This window comes from Halorientalis litorea (assembly GCF_023028225.1).
In the GTDB taxonomy this organism is placed as follows: domain Archaea; phylum Halobacteriota; class Halobacteria; order Halobacteriales; family Haloarculaceae; genus Halorientalis; species Halorientalis litorea.
Window position 1 is genome coordinate 1,996,696 of the sequence record NZ_CP095482.1, and the last position, 24,620, is coordinate 2,021,315.

Genomic DNA, 24,620 nt, shown 5'->3' on the forward strand with positions numbered 1-24,620 from the left:
TTTCAGCGCGTCCGGCCAAGAGCGGCCGTGCGCGAGTTCACTGCAGAGTACCTCCGAACCACGCGGGCCGGGATGTGGGACGACCGGGCCGCGCTCGCCGCCCTCGAACTCGACACCCGCGAGCGCGTCCTCGACGTGGGCTGTGGGTCGGGTGAGTTCACCCGCGTCCTCCGCGAGGAAGTGCCCGGGACCGTCGTGGGCATCGACGCCGACGCGACCCTCTTATCCCACGTCGACCCACCCGTCGTCCGCGGGGACGCGCTTTCGCTCCCCGTTCCCGACGACACCTTCGACCTCGTGGTCTGTCAGGCACTGTTGGTCAACCTCCCCGACCCCGAGGCCGCGATTGCGGAGTTCGCTCGCGTCTCCACGGAGGCGGTCGCGGCAGTCGAACCCGACAACGCGGCTGTCTCGGTCACGTCGACGGCCGACGACGAGGCCCGCCTCGCCGCCCGTGCCCGGGCACTCTATCTCGACGGCATCGCGACCGACGTGACGCTCGGCCCCGACGCCGCCGACGCCTTCGAGGCGGCGGGGCTCTCGGAAGTGTCGACGCGACGGTACGACCACGAACGGCGAACCGACCCACCCTACTCGGAGCAGGACGTCGAGGCTGCTCGGCGGAAGGCGACCGGCGAGGGTATCACGACGGACCGCGAGACGATGCTCGCCGGGGACGCCACGCCCGAGGATATCGCCGACCTCCGCCAGCAGTGGCGGGCGATGGGACGGACCGTCGTCGCACAGATGCAGGCCGAGGAGTACCACCGCCGGGAACTCGTCCCGTTCTACGTTACGGTCGGCCGCGTCTGAGCCGCCTTCGTGTCGGCATACGTATGATTGTATGCCAAGCGGCTGACTGCTTACACATACGAAATATTATACAATTACAGTCAGAAAACGTATGTTTTCGCGACCGTATTACGAGACTACCCTGCCCCAGTCTGGCGGTTTCAGATGCGGTGGGTCGTCACGAGGAAGTCCGCGAGGAACGCTTCGCCCCACTCGCGTGCCCCTTCGACGCACATCCGCGCGTAGTAGGGAATCGGTCGCGGGTCGGTCAGCGTCCCCTCGCTGACGGCCAGCAGTCGCTCGGTGGGTCGCTCGACTGCCGCCCCGTCCCCATCGTCGTAGGTGGTCACGGCGGCGGCCGGAACGTCGGTGAGGTCGTAGCGGTACTCGCGAGCACGGTACCGCTCGAACTCGTCGTCGGGCACCTCGGGAACGAGCACCGCGTTCAGCCACGCCCCGGACTCGGGTTCGGCGTTCAGGATGGCTTTCTCGCCGTTCACTCCTTCCCGTCCCTTCGAGGGCTTGTTGAACGACCGCCGGTAGCCATCGACTCGTACCGGCACCGCATCGGCCACCGACTCGGCCGAGAGTGTCTCCGTGAGTTCGCCCTCGTTCAACAGACTCCCGTAGGTGAGAACGCCCCGAGTCACAGCACGTCCCCGCGGACGGTCCGGCCGTCCTGTGCCGTCCGGTGGTCCTCGACGGTGGCAGCCGCCGTCTCGGCCTCCTCGGGGTCCAACCCGAGCATCTCCAGCGCGCCCGACAGCGGCGGGAATGCGAACTCGCTCTCGCGGAGTTTCCGGAACGCCTCGTCGCTTCGCTGGCCCTCGACCCAGAGACAGACCCCGCGCGGGTCGAGGAGTTGTGTGTAGTCCTCGCGGGCGAGCGCGCCCTCCAGCCGCTGGGTCACGTTGTCCTCGAAGGACGCGTTGCACACTTCGAGGTGAATCGGCTCGTCGGGTTCGAGCAGATGTGCCGCCAGACACTGCTCGGGTGCGGCGTGGCCGTTGGCGTTCGCCCGGAGGTGCTCGGGGAACTGGTCGGCCCAGTCGGCGTCGACGGTCTTGCCGACGCCCTCGATACCGTGGGACTCCCGGAACGCTTCCTCCCGGTCGCCGTCCCGCCCGAACAGCATGTCCTTCGTGACGTACACGTCGAGTCGCTCCACCGGGTCGAGGCCGAGTGCCACGTCGCCGTACACCCACACTTCCCGAACCGGGACCGGCATCGGGTCCTGCTCGACGGTTTCGACGAGTCGCTCCACGCGGGCCACCGCGTCCGCGCGGTCCATGTCGGTCATCACTCCCAGTAGCCGGGCGCGCGGCAAAACGGTTTCCGCTCCGTGTCGGCCGCCGACACGGCCCACAGGTAATTACCTTCGACGGCTGAACGACTGGTATGCGACTCGAACGCTACGGCGACGAGTCCGACCCGGACCTCGTGTTCGTCCTCGGGTGGGGAACCAAACCCGAGTTCGAGGGTGTCGCGTGGCTGGCGGACCGACTCCTCGACGCCGGCTACGCCCTCCACGTCTTCGAGATACCGACCGTCGTGACCGACTTCGACGCCGAGTGGCTGGCCCCCATCGCCGACCACGTCGCTGACCTCGGCGAGTACCGCCTGCTGACCCACTCGACGGGCGGCCTCATCGGCGAGTTCCTCACCGACCCCGCCCCCGTCACGAAAGTCCACCTCAGCCCGTGGTGGGGCTTTCACGACGACCTCGACAACCCCCTCGTCACTCTCGCCATGAAACTCCCCGTCTCCACGCCCCTCCTCCCGGCCGGCATCGAACGCGAGGAACTGGGCGATTTGGCCACCGAACGACAGGTCGAGGCCCTGCCGAGTCGGTCCGCCCCGACGTTCCTCCGGGAGGCCAAGCGCGGCCAGGACCGCCTCCCGCCGTTCGACGGTGGCGTCGTCTTCTACTCGCCCACCGACGGCGTCGTCAGTGCCCCCGCAATCGAAGCCCGCACACCCGAGGCCAACCGCGTCGCCTACGACGGCGGCCACGAGTTCTTCTCCTCGTCGGCCCGCGAGGAGCACACCGACACTCTGCTCGCGGCTATCGACCGCGGTGTGGACGCCCTCGAAGAGTAACGGTCAACAGTACGCGCCGACAAGTCCCCGGCAATGGACTGTGACAAGTGCGGCGCGGACGCGGTGATGCACGCCGCCTACTCGGGTCTGCACCTGTGTGCCGACCACCTCTGTCGCTCCGTAGAGGAGCGGGCCCGCCACCGAATCCGCGAGGACGCGCTCCTCCCCGACGACGCCACACCCGAGGACCCGGAGACGTGGCTCGTCGGCCTCTCGGGCGGGAAAGACAGCGTGGTCCTCACACAGATTCTCCACGACACGTTCGCGCGGGACCCGCGCGTCGAACTCGTCGCGCTCACGATTCACGAGGGTATCGAGGGGTACCGCGACGCATCGCTGGAAGCCTGTCTCGAACTCACCGACGAGTTGGACATCCGCCACGAAGTCGTCACCTACGCCGAGGAGTTCGACCTCGAAATGGACGACGTGGCCGAAGACGACCCGGAGAACATGGCTCCCTGTGCCTACTGTGGCGTGTTCCGCCGGTCGTTGCTCTCACAGTACGCAGACGAGTACGACGCCGACAAACTCCTGACCGGCCACAACCTAGACGACGAGGCCCAGACCGCGCTGATGAACTTCTTCGAGGGTGACATCGAGCAGATGGCCAAACACTTCGACGCCAGCCTCGGGGCCTTCGAGGGGGGTGGGGAGACGCCCGCCCGCGTCCGCACGGACGGTCCGTTCGTCCCCCGCGCGAAACCACTCCGGGACGTTCCCGAGAAAGAAGTCGCCCTCTACGCACAACTGCAGGACCTCCCCGCACACATCACCGAGTGCCCCCACGCAAGCGAGGCGTACCGTGGCGAGATTCAGCAACTCCTCTTCGATATGGAGGAGAACCACCCCGGGACACGCCACTCGATACTGGCGGGCTACGAGGAACTCGCCGCGCTCGCCGCCCAGCGGTACCGCGGCGACGACGGGCCGTCGGTCGGCGAGTGTGACCGCTGTGGCGCGGCGACGACCCGTGACGTGTGCCGAGCCTGCGCGCTGGTCGAGGCTGTCCACGCCGCCGAAGGATAACCGACTGCTGGCGGGATGGTTGCTACTACCGGGGTAGCGTGTCGAAGAAAACGCCGGGGTCGCGTCAGTTTGTCCGGATGACGTCGAGCCCGTTTTTCGTCTCGGTCGTCTCGTCTTGGCCGCCGTCGCCCCACGCGTCGCCGCGACCCGAGGACTGGCCTGCCTCGTTCCCGACGTTCTCGCTCGCGTCGAACTCGGCGGGCTCGGAGATACCGTCGTTCTCCACGTCCTGACCCATCGCCTGCTTCGACCGGTCGGCCTGCTTCTGGGTCGTCGGACCCAGTACCTGGGCGGACTGGACGCCCGTCATGATGGCCATGACGCGCACCTTGCCCTTGTACTCCTCTTGGATGCGCGCGCCCCAGATGACGTTGGCGTTGGCCTCCAAGCGGTCGGTGATGTTGCTCGCGATGCCCTCGGCTTCGTCGAGGGTCAGGTCCGGGCCGCCGGTGATGTGGACGAGGCCGCCCGAGGCCCCGCGGTAGTCCACGTCCAACAGCGGGTGGTTCATCGCGTCCTTGACGACCTCTTCGGTCTTGTTCTTGTCTTGGGTCTCGCCGACGAGCATGACTGCCACGCCGCCCTTGTTCATGATTGCCGACATGTCGGCGTAGTCCAAGTTGATGAGGCTCGGCTGGGTGATGGTCTCGGAGATGCCCTTGACCGTCTCGGCGATGATTTGGTCCATCACCGAGAACGCCTTGCCGATGGGCAGGTTCGGCACGTAGTCGAGTAGGCGGTTGTTGTCCAGCACGATGATGGAGTCGGCCTCGTTACGGAGCCGTTCGAGGCCTTCTTCGGCTTTCACCGTGCGGGCGCGCTCGACGTTGAACGGCGTCGAGACCATCCCGACGACGATAGCACCTTGGTCTTTGGCGATTTTCGAGACGACGGGGGCCGCACCGGTCCCGGTACCGCCGCCCATCCCGGCGGTCACGAACACGAGGTCCGCCTCACCGAGGACTTCCTTGATAGTGCCCTGAGCCATCTCGGTGGCGCGCTCGCCCATGTTGGGGTCGCCACCCGCACCGAGGCCGTTGGTGAGGCTCTTGCCGACCAGAATCTTCGTGTCGGCCTCTATCATCTCCAGGTGCTGACGGTCGGTGTTGATGGCGACGGTCTCGGCACCGTCGACGCCGATGTTGTACAGCCGGTTGACCGTGTTGTTCCCGGCACCGCCCGCACCGACGATGACGATGCGCGGGTCGCCGAACCCGTCGGCGTCCATCTCGGCCTGCTGTTTCTTCTCCTGCTCGTCGTTCTCCAGTGCCGACTTCACGAGGTCCTGCATCGTCTACACCTGCGCCCAAGTGCGTTTGCGCTTCTGCGAGGACTCTTGGGTTCCCTCGTGCTCGTTGAGCATATCTCGAACGGCCGCGCGAATTGCTTCGCTCCGGTTCGGGTACTCTCCCGATTCGACCATTCGTTCGACCTCTTCTATCTGCTGTTTCGGAATCCGTAGTGTCACACGCTCCATATTGTTATTCCCCTTTGGGGTAAGACAGCCGGGGTGTGGTACCGCGCCCCATCGTTTTACACACCGAATACCACCATACTGCGGCGGGATGCAACGCGAATTCGCGGTGTGTAAGACGCGCCGTCTTACGCAGAGTTTACATCTGACCGGTGGATTATAAAACTTTCCCCGGGCGTAAGACAGTAGGTGCTTACGCGGGTAAACATGCGGTTAACGGCGTTTACGCCCGTCTACGGCCGGTCGAGGACATCGGCGGCCGGCGTCCGCCGGCCACAGCCGGGGCAGAACGCCCAGTCAGACCGGAGTTCGTCACCACATTCGCAGAACACCCGGTGGGCCGCCTTCTCCCCACAATTCGGGCAGTAAACGTCGTCTGAACCCAGTTCGTCGCCGCACTGCTGGCACGTTTTACGCGCGTCGGCGGCCGTGTCTGACACGTCTCCGGCCTCGTCAACACCCGTCTTACGGTCGTCAGCGTCGACTGCCGCTTCGGCCGCCGAATCGCCGTCTAGCGTGATGTTTACGTTGATATCCTGTGGCTGACTCGGCGTAAACGCGCCGTTCAGGCGGTCCGAAACGATGGCGTCGACGCGTTCGGCGACGAGTTCGTCGAGGCTGTCGGCCCCGCGTCGTTCCGCGGACGCGTCGGCACGCGTCTCGATGTCGGCGTCGAGGAACTCCCGGAGTGCCTTCCGCATGACCTCACTCTTGGACGCGTCGAACTCTTCGAGTTGCTCGATGAGTTCGTCGTCCGCCCGGAAGGTAATCTTGCTCATACCGACTTGTCATACACCATGTCTTCGGGGGTATTTGAATCTTCCCGCGTGTCCGACACGTGTCTGCCGGCGCGCCGACGCTCTCGGATGATAACCGTTAAGTCCGACAGTCGACCTACGTAAAATTGCGCCCGCCCTTAGCTCAGACTGGTAGAGCAGTCGACTGTAGATCGACTTGCCCCCCGTTCAAATCGGGGAGGGCGGATTTTCTCCGAAAATCCAACTGAGCCGAGTTGAGCTTGTGAGTCACAGTCGACGAGCGTAGCGAGTCGAACCGTCTCACAGTGTTCAAATCGGGGAGGGCGGACTCGTTTTCAAGCCGGTTCATAATCGACTTGTCCCCCGTCCTCGTGAGCGAAGCGAACGAGGGCTGGGAAGGCGCGCGCAGCGAAGCGAGCACGTCTTCCGGCGTTCAAATCGGGGAGGGCGGATTTTCTCCGAAAATCCAACTGAGCCGAGTTGAGCTTGTGAGTCGCAGTCGACGAGCGTAGCGAGTCGAACCGTCTTACAGTGTTCAAATCGGGGAGGGCGGTCCTTCCCTGAAGTCGACTCGTAGTCGGGCGTATCCGACTCGCCTGTCCCGCCGATGTAGCGGCACGTTGGACACCTATACGAATCGACTCCGACAGACGACGCGTCCCGAAGTAGCACCGCTTATATGGAACGATGCGGAACTGCGGGTAACAGACACTGGGCCGACTGGAGTCACCAGATGACAGCGTCCGACGATACCCACGTAGAATACGACGCGGACAGTGGCACCTATCGGACGTCATACGACCCCGGTACCGAGTCGCCGAGTGTCCGACTCATCGAGAGCGTCGCGGCAATCAAAGACGTGAGTCCGACCGCCCTCGAACAACTCGACAAGTCCGTCGACCCGGACGCGCTCGACGCCGTGTTCGGCCCGACCCGGAACGCCCCCGGGAACCACGGGTCGGTCTCGTTCGTCTACGAAGGACTGACCGTCGTCGTCCACAGCGACGGCGAAATCGAGTTTCGCGAGCAGGTTTAGCTGTGTTCTTTCGGCGGGTCGATGGTCTCGACCCACTCCGACCGTCGGATGTCGTACCCGCCACACTCCGGGCAGACCTGATACCGCCGTTCGAGGCCGGTCCGACAGCTCTGACACTGATACGGTGTGTCGACTGTCTCGCTCGTCAGGAGTCGCTTGAACCGCGCCCACCGACCCATCTCTCTCAACACCTCGCGCCTGTCGCCCGAGGTGCCCCTGACAGTTCGCGCACTCGTTCGACCTCAGTCATGTCTCGGTAGATGGGCTCGCCGCTCTTGAAAACACTAGACCGTTCAACCGCCGGACGTGAGACGAACTAGCCGTCTCCAACTGTCCCCGTCCCGCGCCCCGCTGGAGCGTCCGTCCAGTCGACACGGCGAGGCCGGGCCAGTCTCCCCCCACCGTCCCGGCGGCCACCGAGGCGTTCAAGTGGACTTGCGCCGATGCACGCCCAGTGGCAGTAACGTTCGACCTGTTCGGGACGCTCGTGACCGTCGACGGCCCGGACGACCCCGCCGCCGCGGTGGCCGCCGAGTTGCGCGAGCGCGGCGTCGCAGTCCCCGAGGACTGGGCCGACGCCTACCGGGAACCACACATGGACGTTCCGTCCGGCGCGGAGGTCCCGCTCCCCGCACACGTCGCGGCCGCCCTCGCCAGCCGCGGTGTCGAACGGCCAGCGGACAACGCGGTTCGGCGGGCCGTCGTCGCGGCGTTCGACCCGGACGTCCGGACGCGGCCGGGTGCTCCCGCGGCCGTCGAAGCCGCCGCGGACCACGGGCCGGTCGGCCTGCTCTCGAACTGCTCCGTCCCCGACTTGGTGGGGCGGACGCTGGTCCGGGCCGACCTCGACCGCGACCGGTTCGACGCCGTCGTCACGAGTGCCGGGTGTGGGTGGCGCAAGCCCGACGCCCGAGCCTTCGAGACCGTCGCGGGCCGACTTGCCGTTCCGCTCGCCGATGTCGTCCACATTGGCGACGACCCGGCGACCGACGGCGGCGCGGACGACGCCGGCGCGACCGCACTCCTTCTCGACGACACGCCGCTCGCCGACCTCCCGGCCGCGCTCGCGGAGGGGGTCCCGTGACCGTCACCGGGGCGTCGCTGGGCGTGGGCATCGTCGGGTTCGCGCTCGTCCTCGACGCCGCGTTCGCGGAGCCGCCGGAACTGAGTCACCCCGTCGCGTGGTTCGGCCGACTCGTGGCACCGCTCGACCGGGCGTGGGGCCGGCCGCGCCTCGTCGGGGCTATCGCGGTACTCCTCCTTCCGCTCCTTGCCGCCGGGACCGTCGCCGGACTCGTGTGGGCCGTGCGCGCACGACCGCTCGGGGCGGCCGCAGTCGCCGGGTTCGCCCTCTTCTCGGTGACGAGTTTCCGGATGCTCGTCACTCGGGCGAGCGAGGTCGTCGCGGCCACCGACGACGACCTCTCGACGGCCCGCGGGGACCTCCGCGCGCTCGCGGGCCGGGACGCGACCGACCTCTCGGCCGGGCAAGTCCGAAGCGCGGCCGTCGAGAGTGCCGCCGAGAACCTCGCGGACGGCCTGGTCGCGCCGTTGCTGGCGTTCGCGCTCGGCGCGCAGGTATCCCTCGCAGTCGGGACCGGCGCGGCCGTCTGGGTCAAGGCCGTCAACACGATGGACTCGATGCTCGGTTACCGCGAAAAACCGGTCGGCTGGGGACCCGCGCGGCTGGACGACGCCGTGATGTGGGTCCCGGCCCGCGTGAGTGCCGTCCTCCTCGCGCTCGCCGCACGCGCCCCCCGCGCGCTCGGTCGCGCCGCCCGCTGGGACGACGACGTTCCTTCGCCGAACTCCGGGTGGCCGATGGGGACGCTCGCGGCGGCCGTCGACGCGCGCCTGGAGAAACCCGGGGTCTATACACTCAACCCGGACGCACCCCTCCCGTCGGTCACGGTGGCGCGGCGCGGGGTCCGGACCGTCGGCGTCGCCGGCCTGCTCGCGTACGTCCTCGCGGCCGCCGCGCTCGCGGTGCCGGGGGTGGTCGGATGAGTGGTGACGGAACCGAGGACGATACCGACGCGGCGTCTCCCGCCCCCTCGCTCGCGCTCCGCGGTGCGGTCGGTTTCCTCACGCGCCTGCCGGTCGGACGCGACGCCGACGCGTGGGCGGCCTTCCGGCGCGACCCGTGGCCGCTCGTCCCCGTCGGCTACCTCGCGGGCCTGCTCGTCGCGCTTCCGGTCGCCGTCGCACTCGCCGTGCCGGTTCCCGGGCCGACGCTCGCCCTCGTCGTGCCCGTCAGCGTCGTCGCCGTCACCGGCATCAACCACGCCGACGGCGTCGCCGACCTCGGGGACGCCGCAGTCGTCCACGCGACGGGCGAGACGCCGCGGGAGCGTCACGAGTCGCGCCGGGCCGTCATGAAGGACAGCGACCTCGGCGTCGGTGGGACGCTCGCGCTCGCCATCCTCGTCGCCGCGCTCGCGCTCGCGGGCCTGCTCCTCGCGGGTCTGCCGACCCGGACGGCCGTCGTCCTCGTCGTCGCCGCGGAGGTGGGCGCGAAACTCGGCCTCGCCACGCTGTCCGCGCTCGGGACCGCCCCGTACGACGGCCTCGGCGCGCAACTGGTCCGGCCGGCCGACGCCGCCGACCTGTTCGTTCCGGTCGTCCTCGCGCTCCCGGTCGTCCCCCTCGCGTGGCCGTCGCTCGCCGCCGGGGTCGCAGTCGCCGCCGGCCCCGTCGTCGCGCTCGCGGCCCGCCGGTGGGCGCGGACGAACCTCGGCGGCGTCAGCGGTGACGTGTTCGGGGCGACGAACGAACTCGCACGCGCCGCCGCGCTCCACGTGGGGGTGGTCGCGTGGACGCTCTCCTGATGTGTGGCGGCCGTGGCACCCGCCTCGACGCATCCGTCGAGAAACCGCTGTTCGCGGTTCGTGACCGCCCGATGGTCGATGCGGTCTGTGACGCACTCGCCGACAGTCGCGCCGAACGCGTCGCCGCCGCTGTCTCTCTACATACTCCCGACACGCGTGCCCACTTGCGCGAGCGCGCGGACTGTACGGTCGTCGAGACGCCCGGGGAGGGCTACGTTGCGGACCTCGATGTCGCGCTCGACGCCGCCGGATTCGCTCGCCCAGTCCTGACCTGTGCCGCCGACCTCCCCCTGCTCACCGCCGACGTGGTGGACGCGGTCCTCGCGGCACACGCCGACCGCGAGGCAACGTCGCTGACCGTCGCCGTCCCCGCGGCCCTGAAACGTGAGTTGGGTGTGAGCTGTGACACCACCTTCGAGCGCGAGGGGCGCGAACTCGCGCCGACGGGGCTGAACGTCCTCGGCGACGACGAGGGGGGCGTGCTGGTCCGGGCGGACGACCGACTGGCAGTCAACGTGAACCACCGGGCGGACGCGGCCGTCGCGGCCAGTATCGCCGAGCAGGGCAAGCGTTAATCCCGGCTCCGACCCTGACACGAGTCATGAACCCCGACGCCGTCGAGGCCCTGCTCGGCGAGCACCCAGCCACCGACGGAGCGACCCCGGAGGCTGACGACGCCCGCGTCCACCACGGGAGCGTCGACGACCCGGACGTGTTGGACTTCAGCGCGAACACGAACCCGCGCGTCCCCGACGGTGCGGCGGCGGTGTACCGCGAGGCCTTCGCGTCCGCCCGCTCGTACCCGGCCGACGACTACCCCGAGTACCGCATCGCGGCCGCCGACTTCGCCGACTGCGACGCCGGCGACGTGATACCCACGCCGGGCGGGTTGGCCGCCATCCGCCTCGCCGTCGCCACCGCCGTCAGTCCCGGCCAGTCGGTGGCAGTCCCCTATCCGAGTTTCGGCGAGTACGCCCGCGAGGTCAGACTTCAGGGCGGCCACCCCGCGTTCGTCCCCGCCCCCGACGTCCTCGACGTGGACCCGACCGACCACGCGATGGTCGTCGTCTGTAACCCGAACAACCCGACCGGGCAATCTTACGACGCGGACGCGCTCCGGGCGTTCGCCCGACGGTGCCGCGCCGCCGACACCGCGCTCCTCGCCGACGAGGCGTTCCTCGGGTTCACCGAAGAGCCGTCGCTCGCCGGCACCGACGGCGTGGTCGTCGCCCGGTCGCTGACGAAACTGTTCGGCCTGCCGGGTCTGCGTGCCGGGTTCGCCGTGGCGACCGGTCGCCACCGTGAGCGACTCGACGCCGCGCGGCGCACGTGGTCGCTGTCCGCTCCGGCCGCGGCCGTCGGCACGCACTCGATGCGACAGTCGGCGTTCGTCGCCCGCACTCGCGAACGCGTCGGGACCGAGCGCGCGCGGATGGCCGAGCGACTCGCCGCTCGGTTCGAGGTCCACCCCTCCGACGCGCCCTTTCTCCTGCTCGATGCGGGGACGGGCGACGCCGCGGACGCGGCACTCGCCGACGCCCGAAGCGAGGGCATCGCACTCAGGGACGCTCGGACGTTCCACGGACTGGACGCACACGTCCGCGTCGCCGTCCGCCTGCCCGAGGAGAACGACCGCTTGCTCGCGGCACTGGGGGTCTGATGTTCGCGGCACGCGTCGCCGAGGGGGTTCTCCGCCTCGCGCGCCCGGGCACGCGATGGCTCGTCACCGACCACGACGGCGGCTATCGGACCGCAGACGCCGCGTACAACGTCTCCGTTCCCGAGGGATTCGACCGGACGGATTTGGCGGCCTACGTCCGGGAGCGACGCGAGCGCGCCGGCTTCCCGGACGCCGGCCCCGCGCTCCTGACAGGTGTGTCACTCGCCCACGCCCGCGGCGCGCGCTCGGGGCCGGTCGAAGCCGTGGCGACGGTCGGCCTCTCGAACCCCGCCGCGCTTCCGATGGCTCCCGACGGTGCTCCGTCCGACACCACCGACGGCGGCCGTGTCGGGACGGTCAATCTGCTGGTCGGGACGACGCGCGCGCTCCCCGATGGCGGACTGGCGACCCTGCTGGCGACCGCCGTCGAGGCGAAGACGGCGACGCTGACGGCCACGACTGGCTTTTCGGGCACGACCAGCGACGGCGTGGTCGTCGGAACTGACCCGGACGGCGACACGGCGGCGTTCGCGGGGAGTGCGACGCCGGTCGGTGCGGCGACACGGGCCTGCGTTCGCGAGGCCGTCCGGGCGAGTCTCGCCTCGCGGTACGCCGACTGCTCGGTTCCGACCTCGGTCGCCGACGCCGACCACGGCGTCGTGACTGACCGCGAGGCGACGGTGTTCGAGGTGGGGGCGACAACTGCAACCGACCGGGAGACATAGGTTCCGCCGGAACGAGGGATGGGTATGAGCGACGACACGTCCGACGGACCGCCAACGGCCGCCCCGATTACGCCGAGCGCGCCCGAGGAGTTCGGTCTCGTGCAGGTGTGGTGGGGCGACGGGAAAGGCAAGACGACGGCGGCACTCGGGATGGGAATGCGTGCCGCCGGCCACGGCTACCGCGTCCACATGCTCCAGTTCATGAAGGGCGGCACTTCGACAGTCGAGGACGTGCGCGGCGAGTACAACGCCATCGCGGCGATGCCGGGCTTTTCCTACGAGAACGCGGGCCACTACGGTTGGCACGGCTTCCTCGACGGGAGCGACGACGACGAACACGCGGCCCGCGCACAGGGGGCACTCGCCCGTGCTCGCGAGTTGCTCGACGGCGCGCGTGCGGCCGACCTGACCGCCCCGCTCGCCGCGGACGGCGACGCCGACGAGGGCCTCCACATGCTGATTCTCGACGAGGTGCTGTACGCGGCCAACCGGGACCTGCTCGACCCGGCGGACGTGACCGCGCTGGTCGCGGACAAACCCGAGAACCTCGAACTCGTCCTGACGGGTGGCCACGACCGACCCGAGTACGTCACCGACCACGCCGACCTCGTGACGAACGTCCGCAAGGAGACACACCCAATCGACGCCGGTCAGGGCGCGCGCAAGGGCACGGAGTTCTGAGGCGGGGTGGCTCTGCGCGCCGTGGGTGGCGGGCCGGTCTCGGTTTGGCTACTCTTTCGAGCCGAAAGCGACGACTAACAAACCGTCTCCGTCGTCGACACGTGCCATGGTTTCACTGAGGGCACTCGTAGTCAACGCCGTCGTCGGCCTCGTGATTCTGTTCGTGGCGAACGTCCTCGGACTGGGCGTCCAGATATCCATCGTCACGCTCCTGGTCTGTGCGGTCTTCGGGGTTCCGGGGGCGGTCGTCGTGATACTCCTCGCGCTGTTCGATATCGCCTTCGCGGCGACGGTCGCCCCGGTACACCTCACCTAACCGCCGTCCGGCCGTGCGACGCCCCGGGTCGCCGTCGCCTTGAACGAGGCGACGACTCGCGACCCCGGTTCGAGGGCGAGCCGTCGCGTACTTTCGGCCGTCACGAGGGCCGCCAGCGTCGGGCCACCGTCGAGTTCGAGGTCGACCCGGGTGACTGCCTCGCCCGTCGTCACGTCAGTGACGGTGCCCGCGAGGTCGTTGCGGAGGCTCGTCGTTGCGGTGTCGTCCCCCTCGTCGGGCCGCCGGAGGACCACGGTGTCGGACCGCACGGCCACCTCGACGGCCGTCGCGTCCTCGGGGACGAGTGCGGTCACCGGCCCGGCGTCCGTCTCGACGGTCGCTATCTCACCGTCACGGTCGGTGACCGTCCCCGGGAGGACCGTCTCGGTGACCGAGGCTACGCCTTCGAGTCCGGCACGGTGGCGCGAGAACTGCCCGATGAGGTCCCGGGCCGCCGGCGTCAGCGTGGTGCCGCCGCCGCCCTCCCCGCCGCGCTCCCGTTCGGTGAGGTCACCGGCGGCCGCCTCGATTTCGACCAGTCGCCGCTGGAGGTGGGGATACGAACGACCGAGTACCTCGGCCGCCCGGTGCATCGACCCGTGTCGGTCGATTGCGCGGAGCATCTCCACGTCTCGCTCCGTGACGGTCACGTCGCCGACGGCGAGGCGCGTCTCGAACTCCCTGCGCATTCACTCCCCCGTTCGGCGTCGCTCGGTTTACGCGTTCTCCCCGCCCTCGCGGCACGGCCGCGCGTGAAATCACAATGCGTCTCGCAGCCGTTATTACGCGCCCGAAAGTAGTTACGCTGAGATGAAGCTCTCGCGCCGCACCGTCGTCGCCGCCCTCGGTGGTGCGACTGCCGTCGGCGTCGCGGGGGCGACGACGTGGGCCGACGGTGGCGACGAGTCGCCGACGGCCGACGCCCTCGTCGCGGGAAGTCTCCTCGAACTCGCCTCGGCGGTACCGGGTGCGACCGTCGAAGCCCACGGGAGCGCGGCAGTCCGGCGGCTGATAGTCGAGGGCATCCGCGACCCGGATGCCGTCGCACTGGCCGACCCGCGCCTGTTCGACGGGGTCAGCGAGCGCGCGACGCTGTTCGCCACGAACGCGCTCGTCCTCACGCACGCACCGGCGACGCCCGTCGCGGACGCCCTGCGCGAGGACTGGCGCGGGACGCTCGAACGCCCGGACGTGCGGGTGGGCCGGACCGACCCGACGCTCGACCCGCTCGGCTACCGGACGGTCATGGCACTCAGGCTGACCGCGCGACGCGGCGAGTTCGACGCCGAGGCCGTCCTCGCCGAGTCGACCGTCTTCCCGGAGACGGACCTGCTGAACGCCGTCGAGGGCGGTGCCGTCGACGTTGCCGTCACCTACCGGAACATGGCTGTCCAACGTGACCTCCCATACTGGGAACTCCCGGCCAGCGTCGACTTCTCGGACCCGACCCACGCCGACACGTACGCGACTGTCTCCTACGACATCGGGGACCGGACGGTGCAGGGCGCGCCGATTCGGTACGCCGCGACGGCCACGACGGACGCGGGCGAGCCGTGGGTCGACGCCCTCGTGACCGGCAGGGAGCGACTCCGAACGGCCGGGTTCTCGGTCCCCGAGTCGTACCCGACGCGGGAACACGTCGGCGACGCGTGACTCAGCCCGACCGATAGCGGTGGACGCGCTCGGGGGGGACCCGCAACCGGACCGTCTCGCCGGGCCGGGGCGGGTCGTCGCTGAACGCCTCGACGGTCACGCCGTCGACGCGCACGGTGACGCGACTGGTTGCGTCCTCGCGGACGACGCGCTCGACGGTGGCGGGGACTGTCCCGTTCGCGCGCCCGTCGGCCGCGATGTGGACTGCCTCCGGCCGGACGGCGACGTGGTCACCGCTCCCGAAGCCATCTCCGAGTATCTCCCGGAGTGCTGGTGCCTCGGCGAGTGACAGGGCGTTCGAGCCGGTGAACTCCGCGACCATCGGCGAGGCGGGGTGATCGAACACGTCCGCCACGGACCCCGACTGGACGATTTCGCCGTCCGCCATCACCGCGAGGCGGTCGGCGAGTGCGCGCGCAGTCGTCCGGTTGTGCGTGACGTAGACAGCGGTCACCTCGGTCAACACGTCCGCGAGGTCGTCGCGGAGCGACTGGCGGGTCGGCACGTCCAGTGCCGCGAGCGGTTCGTCGAGCAACAGTACGTCGGGTTTGATGGCGAGTGCCCGTGCGAGCGCGACCCGTTGCTTCTCCCCGCCCGAGAGCGTCGGCGGGTATCGCTCCGCGAGGTGGGCCACGCCCAGTTCCGCGAGCAAGTCCTCGGCCGGGCGCGTGTCGTCGTGGTACCGCTGACCGTAGTCGACGTTCTCGGTGACGGTCATGTGTGGGAACAGGGCGTAGTCTTGGAACACGAACCCGAAGTCCCGCTGTTCCGGCGGCCGGTCGCCCACGACTGTCCCGTTGCGAGTGACGTGTCCCTCGTGCCCGTGAAAGCCCGCCACGGTTTCCAGCAGGAGCGTCTTCCCGCTTCCGCTGGGACCGAGGACGACGAGGTTCTCACCGGTCTCGACCCCGAACTCGGCGTCGACGGTGAACGTGTCCGTACCGTCGGCAGTGAACGACGCCGTGATGTCGGCACGGAGCCCGGTCACGGCATCCCTCCGGAGACGGACCCGTCGTTCGTGAGCGACCGGACGACGAGAAAGAGCAGGCCGGACACTGCGAGCAACAGGAAGGCTACGGCACCGCTCTCTTCGAGGCCGCCCTGCAGATACGTGTTGTAGACGAACACCGGCGCGTGCTGGGCGGTCACGCGCCCGCCGGCGGGCGGGTAGAAGAACTGGACGCTGTAGGCGACCACCGCGACAGCTCCGAACTCGGAGACCGCTCGCGCCCACGCGAGGACGCCGCCGGTGACCATTCCGCGGGCGGCCAGCGGTGCCGTGACGCGGCGGAACGTCTCCCAGCGACTCGCGCCGTGTGCGCGGGAGGCGTACTCCAGTCGGTCGTCTATCGTCTCGAACGCCTCCCGCGTGGCGTTGATAGCGTAGGGCGCGCTGACGAACGTCATCGCCAGTACCATCCCGAGCATCGTCCCCAGAACCGAGAGCGCCGGGAAGGCCCCGCCCTGCCCGAAGCCGAACAGGATGAGAATCCCGGCAACGCTGTGGGGGACGACGAGCGGCAAATCGACCAGACTCTCGACCAGCGGTTGCCCTGCGAACCCCTCGGAGAGCAGGTGTGCGAGGGGTACGCCGAACAACAAACTCAGTAGGGCCGCCAGCAGTGGACCGTACACGCCCAGATAGATGACACGGTGGACGCTCGGGTCCAGTGCCTTCTCTGTGACTGCGGCGGGCGACTGCCGCGCGACGAACAACACGAGCGGAAGGCCGAGTGCCACGACGACGACGCTCCCCATCGCCGCTGTCACGACGGCGAAACCGCCGTCCTCGACGACGTAGGCCGTCCCGGCCGCGGCGACGAGGACGTACAGGACGTACAGGAACGGGTCGCCGACGCCCGCGAGCGGCCGCGCGTAGAGGACTAGCAGGACGGTGCTCCCGACGACGTACGCCGCGACGAACGCGACGACTTGGACGGCAGCGAACTTCCCGATGGCCGCCACGGCGGTGACATCGCTCTCGTAGGCGTAGGCGACGCCGAGCGTGCTAACGACGACGGCGTACGCGTACAGCGTCGGGCGACCCGCGAGATAGGTCGCCGCGAACGCCACAGCCTGTGCGACGACGAACGCGACGACCAGCGGTGTTCGTCCGACGCTGCCCGATACGAACCGCGAATCGGTGTCAGTCGCCATCGTCCTCGGTGGGTAGTTGACCTCTGTGGCTGGGCACCGTCAATCGCTCGGTCACAACTGGAGCGGGCCGAGCGAGTCCTGCGCGTTGGCGATTTCGAGTATGGTGTCGGGCACCGCGTCCTCCGTGTCGGACGGGACGACGATGGGGTCAACTGGGGTGAGTCCCTGCTCTTCGAGGATAGTTCGACCGGGGTCCGTTCCAAAGAATTCGACCCACTGCGCGCCCCGTTCGGGTGCTTCGGCGACGCTCGGGACGGTTAGGCCGTAGGCGATGGGCGCGCCCGTGAACGTCCCACTGCCGGTTTCGACTTCGGCCTTCGCGTAGTGTTCGGCGTACTCGTTGGTCGCCTGTGAGAGGTCTACTTCCGGCTGGAGGTCGATGTAAGGCAGTCCGGACGTGGAGCTAATCGACTGGTAGTAGAATACGTAGTCGAGTTCGCCGCTCTCCAGTTGGCCTTCGAGGTTCGTCTCGGTGCCCGTCGGGACCGTAGAGTTGTCCCGCAACTGCTGGAGCGTCGACTCGTCGTAGAGCCGTTCGCCTTGGAACTCCTCGGCACCCAACTGCTGGGTCATGACCGCGCGGTAGCCACCGGGGTCCACCGCGGGGTCGGAGTGGCCGATGGTGATGTCGTCGCGCGTCAGCACCTCCCACCAGTTGTCCGCGGAGATGTCGTCCGCACCCGGTGAGTCCTCGCGATATTGGATGGACATGGAGTTCGTGGTGAAGATGCTGTACCAATCGCCGTACTCCGGCAGGAGGTCCACGTCGCCCGACCCGTCGTCACCCCGGAGTAGACGGAAGTCAGAGACGCCCAGCACGTCCGCCGACCGCCCTTGCTGAGTGATTTTCTGTGTCGAAGCGACCGACCCCTGTGCCTCGCGGGTCACGTCCACACCGTACTCCTCCTCGAACTGCGGTTCGGCCGCGCTGAACGGCGGCGCGAGACTCCCCGCGTGGAAGATACTCATCGAATCTGCGAGGTCCGCCGTGCCGGTTCCGGTCCCCGTGCTGGCTCCATCCCCGCCACCACTGTCATCGTCACTGCCAGCCAGACAGCCGGCCAGTGCGAGCGTCCCGGCGGCCCCGACCGCCGTCAGGAATCCTCGACGCGAAGTCCCGCGTTGCTGTCCGCTCCCATCGGCTCCTGTGCGTTGTTTTCGCATTGATACAACGTCGTTATCCGAGGAACGATATAACGGTTATCACTCTCCGGGGAACTCTTTGCCGCGGGACCGAACAGACGGACAATGACGCGGACGCTGTTGGTCGCGGGCACCGCGAGCCACGTCGGCAAGAGCACCGTGGCCGCGGGCCTCTGTCGCTTGCTCGCTGACCAGGGGACGGCCGTCGCCCCGTTCAAGGCCCAGAACATGAGCAACAACGCCCGCGCGGTGGCCGACTCGGACGGGCGGACGGGCGAAATCGGTGTGTCCCAGTACGTACAGGCGCGCGCCGCCCGCGTGCCCGCGACGACGGACGCGAACCCGGTCCTCCTGAAGCCACGTGGCGACGGCGAGTCACAACTCGTGATACAGGGCGAGGCCGTCGGGCACTTCGCCGCCCGCGAGTACTACGACGCCCACTGGGACCGGGCACTCGCCGCCGCCCGCGAGTCACACGCACGCCTCGCCGAGACGGCCGACGTGGTCGTCGCGGAGGGTGCCGGGTCCATCGCCGAACCGAACCTCCGGGACCGCGACCTCGCCAACGTCGAGACAGCCCGCTTCGCCGACGCCGAGATTCTGCTCGTCGCCGACATCGAGCGCGGGGGCGTGTTCGCCTCGCTCGTCGGGACGCTCGAACTGATGCCCGCGGACCTTCGGGAACAGGTCGTGGGCGCGCTCGTTACGAAGTTCCGGGGCGACCGCTCCCTGCTCGAACCGGGCGTCGAGGAGTTCGAGGACCGCACGGGTGTGCCGGTGCTTGGCGTCCTCCCGTACGACGACCCCGGCCTGCCCGAGGAGGACAGCGTGTCACTCCCGGCGGTCGGTGAGCGTGCGGTCCACGGCGACGACGATGGCGTCCCCGCCGACCGAAGCGTGACCGTCGCTGTCCCGCGCTTCCCGCGTGCCTCGAACGTGACCGACCTCGAACCGCTGGTTCGCGAACCCGGTGTTCGGGTGGCGTACGTGCCACTCGACACCGACCTCGCGGACGCCGACGCCGTGGTCCTCCCGGGGAGCAAGAACACCGTCGACGACCTGCTCGCGCTCCGCGACGCGGGCTTTCCGACCGCACTCGACGCCTTCGACGGTCCCGTGGTCGGCCTGTGCGGGGGCTACCAGATGCTCGGGGAGCGCGTCACGGACGCCGCTATCGAGGGGACCGGCGACCGCGAGACGGTTCCCGGACTCGGCGTACTGCCGGTCGAGACGAAGTTCGAGGCGGACAAGCGGGTCGAACCGGTCGAGCGTGACCTGCGCGGGACCGGGCCGCTCGCGGGTGCGTCTGGGTCGGTGGCGGGCTACGAGATTCACATGGGTCGGTCCCGACTCGTCGGCGAGGCGGCGCGACCGTTCCCGGGTGCGGACGGGCTGGCCCCCGACGGGGCGGCGACGGAACGCGCTTTCGGCACGTACCTCCACGGCCTCTTCGAGAACCGCGTCGCCCGCGACGCGTTCCTCGATTCGGTGTTCGCTGCCGCCGGCGTCGAGCGGCCGACCCGGGACCAGGACCGCCCGTCACCCTACGACCGGGCCGCGGACCTCCTGCGGGACCACGCCGACCTCGCCCCCCTCTCGCTGTAGCATCCGAACCTTTTAATCGGAAACCGCGCCCACCCAGTCACGAATGGTCGAGGCGTTCGCGGTGGCGAGCGGGAAGGGGGGTACCGGCAAGACGACCAGCACGCTCGCGCTGGGGATGGCGTTGGCCGAGGAGTACGACGTGACGGTGGTCGACGCGGACACGGGGATGGCGAACCTCCTCTTTCACGCCGGCCTCGAAACCGTCGAGACGACGCTACACGACGTGTTGGTCGCCGACGGCGCGCCGGTCGAGGCGGCCGTCTACGAGCGGTTCGGGATGTCCGTGGTGCCCTGCGGGACGAGTCTCGCGGGCTTCGAGTCGGCCGAACCCGAACGCCTGCGCGAGGTGGTCGCGCGCCTCGCGGCCGACACGGAGGTAATTCTGCTCGACTCCCCGGCGACGCTCGGGTCGAAGGCCGCCGTCCTCCCCGTCGTCCTCGCGGACCGGGTCGTCGTCGTCCTCCAGCCGACGATTCCCGCACTCTCGGACGGGCTGAAGGTACAGGAGTACGCTCACTCCTACGGCACCGACACGGCGGGCACCATCTTCAACAAGGTGACCGACCCCGACGACGTGGACCGGATCGCCGAGAAGGCCGAACGCTACTTCGAGGGGCCGACGCTGGCGACGGTGCCCGACGCCGAGGCGGCGCGCGCGGCGCGTCGGGCCGGCGAACCGCTGCTCGCACACGCCCCGGCCTCCGACGCCGCGGCGGCCTACCGGCGTGCGGCCCGACAACTGGACGTGCAGTTGGGCGAGGCGGGAGCGGTCGCCGACCGGTTCCGGAGCGCGGTCATCCCGGAGCGACGATGAGGCTGCCCGGCGGTGACCTCGTGCGCTCGCGCGTGGTCCGTGACCCGGCGACGGTACTCACCGACGCCCTGGACTGTCGGCTGACCGGGTACGCCGTCCTCGAACCACAGGACGCGCTGTTGCTGGACGGCGACGGCCGTGGCGTCCTCGTCTTCGAGGACGGCGTGCCGACGCTGGCCTACCACACCGGGACCGAACGGGGCGGCCCGGCGGCACTGGCGGACCTCGCCGTCCCCGGACCGTCCCGCGCCGAACTCGTCGCGCTGTCCGCCGACGCCGTGACCGACCTCCGCGAGACGGCCGCACTCGAAGTCCCGCCCGGGATGCCGGCCGAGCGACTCGCCGGCGACGCCGCGCTGGCCGACCGGACGCGGCGGTACGCACCCGAGACGGAACGACCGACTGCCGCCGACGCCGACAGCGGGACCGACGGGGACGCGCACAGTCCCGTCGAGGCGTTCTTAGAGAACGAGGAGCAGATAGCGGCCATCCGCGAGCAGGCCCGCAGCGAGGCACAGGCCCGTGCCGAGGAGTGGGGCTTCGACACCCTCGAGGATGTGAGTGATACACACGGGTAAACAGTTTTGCCGTTGCAAAACGTGTGTAGAGGTATGGCGACACGCCAACCCTCGGCGGCCTACCACACGTGTGGCTGTGGCAAGGAGTTCGACTCGACGGCGGAACTCCTCGAACACGCCCGAGACGAACACGGGCTCTTGGTACACTGAGCGGCCGTCGGCCGCTCGCTGGCGTCGTCAGTCACTCGTAACCGGCACCCACCAGACGCGACTGCGCCCGCCGACTTTCTTGCTCGTGATGTTCGTCTCGTCCTGTAACTCGTGGAGTTTGTTCAGTGCCGTCCGCCGGGAACAGCCGAGTCGGTCGGCTACCTCCGTCGCGGTGAGCGGTTCGGCGTGGTCCGCACGCGATTTGAACACTTCCACGACGTTCGACTTCGTGAACTCCGTTTCGCGGCCGGGGTCTGCCATCTCGTGTAGGCTGTCTGAACCCTGCTACTTATCTCCTACGTGTGAACTCCGACTCACACCAACTCGAACAGTTCTTCCTGCACGTTGACCTCGATGCGACAGTCGGTGGTCGGTTCGGCGACACAGAGGAGGGCGTAGCCATCCTCGACCTGCATCGGGTCGAGACCCGTCGCGCCCGGTTGGTCGACATCACCTTCCACTACGCGGCCGACACACGACGTACACGCGCCCTGCTGACAGGAGCGGTCGAGGGTGACCGTCTCCGCGCGCTCGTCGCTCGCGGCCAGCACCGACTCGTCTTCGGCGACGGTCACCGTCTCGCTCGTCTCGTCGGCGACCAGTTCCACCTCGTGCATCGTCAGAGTTGTTCGTTCAGTTTGTACACTTCGAGGGCCTCCAGCCGGGGGTCCGAGGCCGCGCTGGAGTTCGACCCGACGGCGACGCCGCCGACGCCCTCGTTGGTCGCGGTGCCGGTCCCCGAATCGAGGATGTAGGCGACCTCCTCCTCGACGTCCTCGACGGGACGGCCCAGTTCCTCGGCGGTCTCTTCGAGTGCTTCCCGTACCTCCTCGTCCGTGGCCGTGAACTCGCCGCCGCCCTCGATGTCGGTCAGGTCAGTCATCGGCGACACCTCCCGTGACGATGTTCGACGCGTCGAGGTCGAGTTTGTGTGCGTAGGTTTCGGCGTGGCGTTCGATGCGGGCGTCGTAGTCGGTCGCCTCACAGTCCGCGGCGGCGTCCTGCACGACCGACATGAACCGGTCGGGGTCGTAACTCTCCAAGTCGAGCGTCTCCTTGAACTGGCCGCGCCAGAGTTCGGCCCCGCGCTGAATGAGGCCGTCGAAGTCCGCACCGAGGGGGTCGTCCATCGCGGCCGAGACGAAGTACGACGTGTCGATGACGTGGGGGAGACAGGTGAGTGCCTCCTCCCAGATTGCCTCGTCGACGCCCTGGTACTCGGGGACGCCCGCACGCTCTTTCTCCAGTAGTTCACCCAGCAGGTAGAGGCCGTGGGTAACGTGGCGGCCTTCGTCGGTGCTGACGAACTGGAACCCCTTGTTCAGCAACGGGAGCGGGGCCTCCTGCATCATGTTGTTCTTCAGGAAGTACCCGCCCCGGGCGGCGATGCCCTCGACCATCATGTGGTAGGTCGTGGCGGCGCGGGCGATGTCCGTCGGGTCGCCGCCGTTGGCTGCCTGTGCCATGAACGCCCCTTGCCGCTCGCCGAGGTCGCTCATGCCACAGGCCGCGGTCCGCGGGAGCGGTTGGCCGCCGCGGCGGATGTCCAGATGCGTGTCCGGGAATACGTCGGCCATCACCGTGTTGATGTACATGTCGAAAAACTGCGTGTGCTTGGCCTCGGTCATCGTGAAGACCGTCGCGTACATCTCCTTCTCGATGGAGTCGTCGAGGTACGGCGACCCCATCTGTTCGATGACGCGACGGCCGTCCTCGGCGACGGCGTGTTCGAGGTCCACGAACGCGGCGATGAGACGCGCCCACTGCTCTTTCTCCTCGGGAGCCATGCTCTCCCACGCTTCGATGTCGCGTTCGACCCCCACCTTCTCGAACAGTTTGTCGGCGTCCCACGTCCCGAGTTCGATGCCTTTCCGGTAGAGTTCGTACCACTGGTTGTCGATGTCGATTCGCCCCGTTTCCACCTGTACCGCCTCTTCGTCTGCCATCATGTACCACGACTGACGGGGATACCCGTCAGTTGTCGCCCACCATTTCGTGGGCGTTTAAGTAGGGTCGAGGGTGGGCCGACGCTAACCGCCGGACGCTCGCGGGGCGCGACTCAGGACCGCCGGTCGGTCGCCGACCCGTCGCGCCGGTGGCTGAGTTTCTCGCCGACGACGCTCGGGACGGATGTCCCGCAGTAGGTGCAGGACCACGACCGGCCGGTGGGGTTCGGTTCCCGGTCGAGTTCGGTGACTGATTCGAGCAGTGCCCCACAGCCTCCACACCGATGGCTGGGCGAACTCACGGTACGCCGAGATACGAACCGGGGCGACAAAATACCAGTGCCCACAGCCGTGGCTCGGAGGAACTGTGTGACCCGAAGGAGCGTGTGACACTGGAGGGCTGGTCGCCCTCTACTCAGTAGCACGGACGCCGGGCATATGTATCCACGCCACGCGGAGTGAAAGTGAAACTGCCGGACGGCACCGCCCCGAAACTGCCCGTCTGACGCGTGTCCGCTCTCTCACCCCCACTCGCCGACCGAGAATGGACGAACGTTGGCGAATAGTGCGAGAATACCATCTCCTGTAACCCCAGACGCTGCATTACAGCATACACTAGAACAATATTAGCACTATAGTGGACGACTATGCAGAAGTTTTTAGTATCTCTCGACAGATGAGTACGTTGATGAGCGTAAACGAAACGCCCGTCGATTCGGTATCGGCCACCGACCCAGCGGCACCGTCGTTCCTCCGGTCCGCGAACTACATGCCGTGTCGCAACTGTCGTGAGGGAACGTTGGTCTACGACGCCGAACTCGAAGGCTCGCGCTGCCGGGCTTGTGGAGAACCCGCCTGAGATGATGTCGGGTGCCCACTCGTCGACCGGTCTCTCCGAGGTGACGCGACCACAGCCGTCGGACGCCGTCCGGTGCTGGCGGTGCATGGAACTGGTGGACGAGGCCCGCCGAATCGACCACCCGGACCCAGCCCTCGACACCACCGTTCCGGTCTGTGCCGACGGGTGTTGGCTACCGGAGCACATCCTGTACCGCTGTCACGACTGTGGCGACACCCACGACTACGAGGCGGTGCACCTCGTGTGGCTCCCGGACCGCCAGGCACTCGCCCCCGAGTGTCTCGACTGCAACAGTACCACGTCGAAGTGACATGCAGTT

Annotated in this window: 33 protein-coding genes and 1 tRNA gene; 19 read left to right on the plus strand and 15 right to left on the minus strand. The window is 68.4% G+C overall.

Annotated elements, in window-relative coordinates:
• Positions 1-27: 27 nt before the first annotated feature.
• Complete coding sequence (locus MUG95_RS10775) at positions 28-813, plus strand: class I SAM-dependent methyltransferase (protein ID WP_372608173.1); 786 nt, start codon at positions 28-30, stop codon at positions 811-813.
• Positions 814-953: 140 nt separating this feature from the next.
• On the opposite strand, the gene MUG95_RS10780 is transcribed toward MUG95_RS10775, so the two are convergent.
• Both MUG95_RS10780 and MUG95_RS10785 read right to left on the minus strand, forming a co-directional pair.
• Positions 954-1,442 (minus strand): hypothetical protein, encoded by a 489-nt coding sequence (locus MUG95_RS10780; protein WP_247006692.1) that lies wholly within the window; start codon positions 1,440-1,442, stop codon positions 954-956.
• Complete coding sequence (locus MUG95_RS10785) at positions 1,439-2,092, minus strand: DUF7095 family protein (protein ID WP_247006694.1); 654 nt, start codon at positions 2,090-2,092, stop codon at positions 1,439-1,441. The genes MUG95_RS10780 and MUG95_RS10785 overlap by 4 nt, the downstream gene beginning before the upstream one ends.
• A 98-nt stretch (positions 2,093-2,190) precedes the next feature.
• Between MUG95_RS10785 and MUG95_RS10790 the strand changes: the two genes are divergently transcribed.
• Both MUG95_RS10790 and ncsA read left to right on the plus strand, forming a co-directional pair.
• On the plus strand, positions 2,191-2,892 hold the full coding sequence (locus MUG95_RS10790) for an alpha/beta fold hydrolase (protein WP_247006696.1): 702 nt from the start codon (positions 2,191-2,193) through the stop codon (positions 2,890-2,892).
• Positions 2,893-2,925: 33 nt separating this feature from the next.
• Positions 2,926-3,918: a tRNA 2-thiolation protein NcsA gene (gene ncsA, locus MUG95_RS10795; protein ID WP_247006702.1), complete on the plus strand. Its 993-nt coding sequence runs from the start codon at positions 2,926-2,928 to the stop codon at positions 3,916-3,918.
• 64 nt (positions 3,919-3,982) lie between these two features.
• Here the strand turns inward: ncsA and ftsZ are convergent, their stop codons facing one another.
• From ftsZ to MUG95_RS10810, 3 genes are all read right to left on the minus strand, one after another.
• The gene (gene ftsZ / locus MUG95_RS10800) at positions 3,983-5,209 is read right to left on the minus strand and encodes a cell division protein FtsZ (protein ID WP_247006818.1); all 1,227 of its coding nucleotides are present in this window, start codon (positions 5,207-5,209) and stop codon (positions 3,983-3,985) included.
• Between the two features lie 3 nt (positions 5,210-5,212).
• Entirely contained in the window at positions 5,213-5,395 is a 183-nt protein-coding gene (gene cdrS, locus MUG95_RS10805; protein ID WP_247006827.1) for a transcriptional regulator CdrS, read from the minus strand.
• Between the two features lie 230 nt (positions 5,396-5,625).
• Positions 5,626-6,171, minus strand: a complete 546-nt coding sequence (locus tag MUG95_RS10810; protein WP_247006830.1) for a double zinc ribbon domain-containing protein — start codon at positions 6,169-6,171, stop codon at positions 5,626-5,628.
• A 131-nt stretch (positions 6,172-6,302) separates the two neighbouring features.
• On the opposite strand from MUG95_RS10810, the gene MUG95_RS10815 reads away from it, so the two are divergent.
• Both MUG95_RS10815 and MUG95_RS10820 read left to right on the plus strand, forming a co-directional pair.
• Positions 6,303-6,376 (plus strand) — tRNA-Tyr (locus tag MUG95_RS10815).
• 507 nt (positions 6,377-6,883) lie between these two features.
• Positions 6,884-7,186, plus strand: coding sequence for a HalOD1 output domain-containing protein (locus tag MUG95_RS10820; protein WP_247006832.1), 303 nt, complete (start codon positions 6,884-6,886; stop codon positions 7,184-7,186).
• Here MUG95_RS10820 and MUG95_RS10825 read toward each other — a convergent pair.
• Complete coding sequence (locus MUG95_RS10825; RefSeq protein WP_247006842.1) at positions 7,183-7,365, minus strand: hypothetical protein; 183 nt, start codon at positions 7,363-7,365, stop codon at positions 7,183-7,185. The genes MUG95_RS10820 and MUG95_RS10825 overlap by 4 nt on opposite strands.
• A gap of 275 nt (positions 7,366-7,640) precedes the next feature.
• Here MUG95_RS10825 and MUG95_RS10830 point away from each other — a divergent pair, with 275 nt between their 5' ends.
• The 8 genes from MUG95_RS10830 to MUG95_RS10865 all read left to right on the plus strand — a co-directional run bounded on the left by MUG95_RS10830 (position 7,641) and on the right by MUG95_RS10865 (position 13,396).
• Positions 7,641-8,270, plus strand: coding sequence for an HAD family hydrolase (locus MUG95_RS10830; protein ID WP_247006855.1), 630 nt, complete (start codon positions 7,641-7,643; stop codon positions 8,268-8,270).
• Positions 8,267-9,193, plus strand: coding sequence for an adenosylcobinamide-phosphate synthase CbiB (cbiB, locus tag MUG95_RS10835; protein WP_247006864.1), 927 nt, complete (start codon positions 8,267-8,269; stop codon positions 9,191-9,193). Before MUG95_RS10830 ends, cbiB begins: the two co-directional genes overlap by 4 nt.
• Entirely contained in the window at positions 9,190-10,014 is an 825-nt protein-coding gene (gene cobS, locus MUG95_RS10840; RefSeq protein WP_247006868.1) for an adenosylcobinamide-GDP ribazoletransferase, read from the plus strand. The genes cbiB and cobS overlap by 4 nt, the downstream gene beginning before the upstream one ends.
• Positions 10,014-10,589: an NTP transferase domain-containing protein gene (locus MUG95_RS10845; RefSeq protein WP_247010479.1), complete on the plus strand. Its 576-nt coding sequence runs from the start codon at positions 10,014-10,016 to the stop codon at positions 10,587-10,589. Before cobS ends, MUG95_RS10845 begins: the two co-directional genes overlap by 1 nt.
• A 26-nt stretch (positions 10,590-10,615) precedes the next feature.
• Positions 10,616-11,674, plus strand: a complete 1,059-nt coding sequence (locus MUG95_RS10850; RefSeq protein WP_247006871.1) for an aminotransferase class I/II-fold pyridoxal phosphate-dependent enzyme — start codon at positions 10,616-10,618, stop codon at positions 11,672-11,674.
• A complete protein-coding gene (locus MUG95_RS10855; protein WP_247006879.1) occupies positions 11,674-12,399 on the plus strand; it encodes an adenosylcobinamide amidohydrolase in 726 nt (241 codons plus the stop codon). The genes MUG95_RS10850 and MUG95_RS10855 overlap by 1 nt, the downstream gene beginning before the upstream one ends.
• Positions 12,400-12,423: 24 nt before the next feature.
• Positions 12,424-13,080, plus strand: coding sequence for a cob(I)yrinic acid a,c-diamide adenosyltransferase (locus MUG95_RS10860; protein WP_247006893.1), 657 nt, complete (start codon positions 12,424-12,426; stop codon positions 13,078-13,080).
• 106 nt (positions 13,081-13,186) lie between these two features.
• Positions 13,187-13,396 (plus strand): pro-sigmaK processing inhibitor BofA family protein, encoded by a 210-nt coding sequence (locus tag MUG95_RS10865; protein WP_247006896.1) that lies wholly within the window; start codon positions 13,187-13,189, stop codon positions 13,394-13,396.
• On the opposite strand, the gene MUG95_RS10870 is transcribed toward MUG95_RS10865, so the two are convergent.
• Positions 13,393-14,085 (minus strand): TOBE domain-containing protein, encoded by a 693-nt coding sequence (locus MUG95_RS10870; protein ID WP_247006899.1) that lies wholly within the window; start codon positions 14,083-14,085, stop codon positions 13,393-13,395. The genes MUG95_RS10865 and MUG95_RS10870 overlap by 4 nt on opposite strands.
• Before the next feature lie 121 nt (positions 14,086-14,206).
• On the opposite strand from MUG95_RS10870, the gene MUG95_RS10875 reads away from it, so the two are divergent.
• On the plus strand, positions 14,207-15,049 hold the full coding sequence (locus MUG95_RS10875) for an extracellular solute-binding protein (RefSeq protein ID WP_247006902.1): 843 nt from the start codon (positions 14,207-14,209) through the stop codon (positions 15,047-15,049).
• Position 15,050: 1 nt separating this feature from the next.
• Here the strand turns inward: MUG95_RS10875 and MUG95_RS10880 are convergent, their stop codons facing one another.
• Genes MUG95_RS10880 through MUG95_RS10890 form a run of 3 tightly spaced genes read right to left on the minus strand, consistent with a single transcriptional unit; the run spans position 15,051 to position 18,370 of the window.
• The gene (locus tag MUG95_RS10880) at positions 15,051-16,037 is read right to left on the minus strand and encodes an ABC transporter ATP-binding protein (protein ID WP_247006910.1); all 987 of its coding nucleotides are present in this window, start codon (positions 16,035-16,037) and stop codon (positions 15,051-15,053) included.
• Positions 16,034-17,206, minus strand: a complete 1,173-nt coding sequence (locus tag MUG95_RS10885) for an ABC transporter permease (RefSeq protein WP_247006912.1) — start codon at positions 17,204-17,206, stop codon at positions 16,034-16,036. The genes MUG95_RS10880 and MUG95_RS10885 overlap by 4 nt, the downstream gene beginning before the upstream one ends.
• A 51-nt stretch (positions 17,207-17,257) precedes the next feature.
• Complete coding sequence (locus MUG95_RS10890; RefSeq protein WP_247006915.1) at positions 17,258-18,370, minus strand: extracellular solute-binding protein; 1,113 nt, start codon at positions 18,368-18,370, stop codon at positions 17,258-17,260.
• An 84-nt stretch (positions 18,371-18,454) separates the two neighbouring features.
• On the opposite strand from MUG95_RS10890, the gene MUG95_RS10895 reads away from it, so the two are divergent.
• Genes MUG95_RS10895 through MUG95_RS10905 form a run of 3 tightly spaced genes read left to right on the plus strand, consistent with a single transcriptional unit; the run spans position 18,455 to position 21,346 of the window.
• Positions 18,455-19,954: a cobyric acid synthase gene (locus MUG95_RS10895; RefSeq protein ID WP_247006921.1), complete on the plus strand. Its 1,500-nt coding sequence runs from the start codon at positions 18,455-18,457 to the stop codon at positions 19,952-19,954.
• Positions 19,955-19,997: 43 nt separating this feature from the next.
• On the plus strand, positions 19,998-20,768 hold the full coding sequence (locus tag MUG95_RS10900; protein ID WP_247006929.1) for a nucleotide-binding protein: 771 nt from the start codon (positions 19,998-20,000) through the stop codon (positions 20,766-20,768).
• Positions 20,765-21,346 (plus strand): DUF8054 family protein, encoded by a 582-nt coding sequence (locus tag MUG95_RS10905; protein ID WP_247006930.1) that lies wholly within the window; start codon positions 20,765-20,767, stop codon positions 21,344-21,346. The genes MUG95_RS10900 and MUG95_RS10905 overlap by 4 nt, the downstream gene beginning before the upstream one ends.
• Before the next feature lie 177 nt (positions 21,347-21,523).
• Here MUG95_RS10905 and MUG95_RS10910 read toward each other — a convergent pair whose 3' ends face one another.
• The 5 genes from MUG95_RS10910 to MUG95_RS10930 all read right to left on the minus strand — a co-directional run bounded on the left by MUG95_RS10910 (position 21,524) and on the right by MUG95_RS10930 (position 23,744).
• Positions 21,524-21,757, minus strand: a complete 234-nt coding sequence (locus MUG95_RS10910) for an HTH domain-containing protein (protein WP_247006931.1) — start codon at positions 21,755-21,757, stop codon at positions 21,524-21,526.
• Positions 21,758-21,810: 53 nt separating this feature from the next.
• Positions 21,811-22,113 carry a 2Fe-2S iron-sulfur cluster-binding protein gene (locus MUG95_RS10915; RefSeq protein ID WP_247006942.1) on the minus strand — a complete coding sequence of 101 codons (303 nt, stop codon included), beginning with the start codon at positions 22,111-22,113 and terminating at the stop codon, positions 21,811-21,813.
• A gap of 2 nt (positions 22,114-22,115) precedes the next feature.
• Complete coding sequence (locus tag MUG95_RS10920) at positions 22,116-22,379, minus strand: hypothetical protein (RefSeq protein ID WP_247006944.1); 264 nt, start codon at positions 22,377-22,379, stop codon at positions 22,116-22,118.
• Positions 22,372-23,442: a ribonucleotide-diphosphate reductase subunit beta gene (locus MUG95_RS10925; RefSeq protein ID WP_247006953.1), complete on the minus strand. Its 1,071-nt coding sequence runs from the start codon at positions 23,440-23,442 to the stop codon at positions 22,372-22,374. Before MUG95_RS10925 ends, MUG95_RS10920 begins: the two co-directional genes overlap by 8 nt.
• Positions 23,443-23,555: 113 nt before the next feature.
• Positions 23,556-23,744, minus strand: a complete 189-nt coding sequence (locus MUG95_RS10930) for a hypothetical protein (RefSeq protein WP_247006960.1) — start codon at positions 23,742-23,744, stop codon at positions 23,556-23,558.
• Positions 23,745-24,130: 386 nt separating this feature from the next.
• On the opposite strand from MUG95_RS10930, the gene MUG95_RS10935 reads away from it, so the two are divergent.
• A complete protein-coding gene (locus MUG95_RS10935) occupies positions 24,131-24,301 on the plus strand; it encodes a hypothetical protein (protein ID WP_247006971.1) in 171 nt (56 codons plus the stop codon).
• An 85-nt stretch (positions 24,302-24,386) separates the two neighbouring features.
• Positions 24,387-24,611 (plus strand): hypothetical protein, encoded by a 225-nt coding sequence (locus MUG95_RS10940; RefSeq protein ID WP_247006972.1) that lies wholly within the window; start codon positions 24,387-24,389, stop codon positions 24,609-24,611.
• Positions 24,612-24,620 lie beyond the last annotated feature (9 nt).

Bases quoted from the DNA above. Each gene is read 5' to 3' on its own strand.
- MUG95_RS10865 (WP_247006896.1), top strand. From the start codon at position 13,187: ATGGTTTCACTGAGGGCACTCGTAGTCAACGCCGTCGTCGGCCTCGTG.
- MUG95_RS10920 (WP_247006944.1), bottom strand. From the start codon at position 22,379: ATGACTGACCTGACCGACATCGAGGGCGGCGGCGAGTTCACGGCCACG.
- cobS (WP_247006868.1), top strand. From the start codon at position 9,190: ATGAGTGGTGACGGAACCGAGGACGATACCGACGCGGCGTCTCCCGCC.
- MUG95_RS10860 (WP_247006893.1), top strand. From the start codon at position 12,424: ATGAGCGACGACACGTCCGACGGACCGCCAACGGCCGCCCCGATTACG.
- MUG95_RS10810 (WP_247006830.1), bottom strand. From the start codon at position 6,171: ATGAGCAAGATTACCTTCCGGGCGGACGACGAACTCATCGAGCAACTC.
- MUG95_RS10820 (WP_247006832.1), top strand. From the start codon at position 6,884: ATGACAGCGTCCGACGATACCCACGTAGAATACGACGCGGACAGTGGC.
- MUG95_RS10790 (WP_247006696.1), top strand. From the start codon at position 2,191: ATGCGACTCGAACGCTACGGCGACGAGTCCGACCCGGACCTCGTGTTC.
- MUG95_RS10825 (WP_247006842.1), bottom strand. From the start codon at position 7,365: ATGGGTCGGTGGGCGCGGTTCAAGCGACTCCTGACGAGCGAGACAGTC.
- MUG95_RS10875 (WP_247006902.1), top strand. From the start codon at position 14,207: ATGAAGCTCTCGCGCCGCACCGTCGTCGCCGCCCTCGGTGGTGCGACT.
- MUG95_RS10915 (WP_247006942.1), bottom strand. From the start codon at position 22,113: ATGCACGAGGTGGAACTGGTCGCCGACGAGACGAGCGAGACGGTGACC.
- MUG95_RS10885 (WP_247006912.1), bottom strand. From the start codon at position 17,206: ATGGCGACTGACACCGATTCGCGGTTCGTATCGGGCAGCGTCGGACGA.
- MUG95_RS10895 (WP_247006921.1), top strand. From the start codon at position 18,455: ATGACGCGGACGCTGTTGGTCGCGGGCACCGCGAGCCACGTCGGCAAG.
- ncsA (WP_247006702.1), top strand. From the start codon at position 2,926: ATGGACTGTGACAAGTGCGGCGCGGACGCGGTGATGCACGCCGCCTAC.
- MUG95_RS10870 (WP_247006899.1), bottom strand. From the start codon at position 14,085: ATGCGCAGGGAGTTCGAGACGCGCCTCGCCGTCGGCGACGTGACCGTC.
- MUG95_RS10935 (WP_247006971.1), top strand. From the start codon at position 24,131: ATGAGCGTAAACGAAACGCCCGTCGATTCGGTATCGGCCACCGACCCA.
- MUG95_RS10785 (WP_247006694.1), bottom strand. From the start codon at position 2,092: ATGACCGACATGGACCGCGCGGACGCGGTGGCCCGCGTGGAGCGACTC.
- MUG95_RS10845 (WP_247010479.1), top strand. From the start codon at position 10,014: ATGTGTGGCGGCCGTGGCACCCGCCTCGACGCATCCGTCGAGAAACCG.
- ftsZ (WP_247006818.1), bottom strand. From the start codon at position 5,209: ATGCAGGACCTCGTGAAGTCGGCACTGGAGAACGACGAGCAGGAGAAG.
- MUG95_RS10850 (WP_247006871.1), top strand. From the start codon at position 10,616: ATGAACCCCGACGCCGTCGAGGCCCTGCTCGGCGAGCACCCAGCCACC.
- cdrS (WP_247006827.1), bottom strand. From the start codon at position 5,395: ATGGAGCGTGTGACACTACGGATTCCGAAACAGCAGATAGAAGAGGTC.
- MUG95_RS10940 (WP_247006972.1), top strand. From the start codon at position 24,387: ATGGAACTGGTGGACGAGGCCCGCCGAATCGACCACCCGGACCCAGCC.
- MUG95_RS10925 (WP_247006953.1), bottom strand. From the start codon at position 23,442: ATGGCAGACGAAGAGGCGGTACAGGTGGAAACGGGGCGAATCGACATC.
- MUG95_RS10855 (WP_247006879.1), top strand. From the start codon at position 11,674: ATGTTCGCGGCACGCGTCGCCGAGGGGGTTCTCCGCCTCGCGCGCCCG.
- MUG95_RS10905 (WP_247006930.1), top strand. From the start codon at position 20,765: ATGAGGCTGCCCGGCGGTGACCTCGTGCGCTCGCGCGTGGTCCGTGAC.
- MUG95_RS10900 (WP_247006929.1), top strand. From the start codon at position 19,998: ATGGTCGAGGCGTTCGCGGTGGCGAGCGGGAAGGGGGGTACCGGCAAG.
- MUG95_RS10910 (WP_247006931.1), bottom strand. From the start codon at position 21,757: ATGGCAGACCCCGGCCGCGAAACGGAGTTCACGAAGTCGAACGTCGTG.
- MUG95_RS10890 (WP_247006915.1), bottom strand. From the start codon at position 18,370: ATGCGAAAACAACGCACAGGAGCCGATGGGAGCGGACAGCAACGCGGG.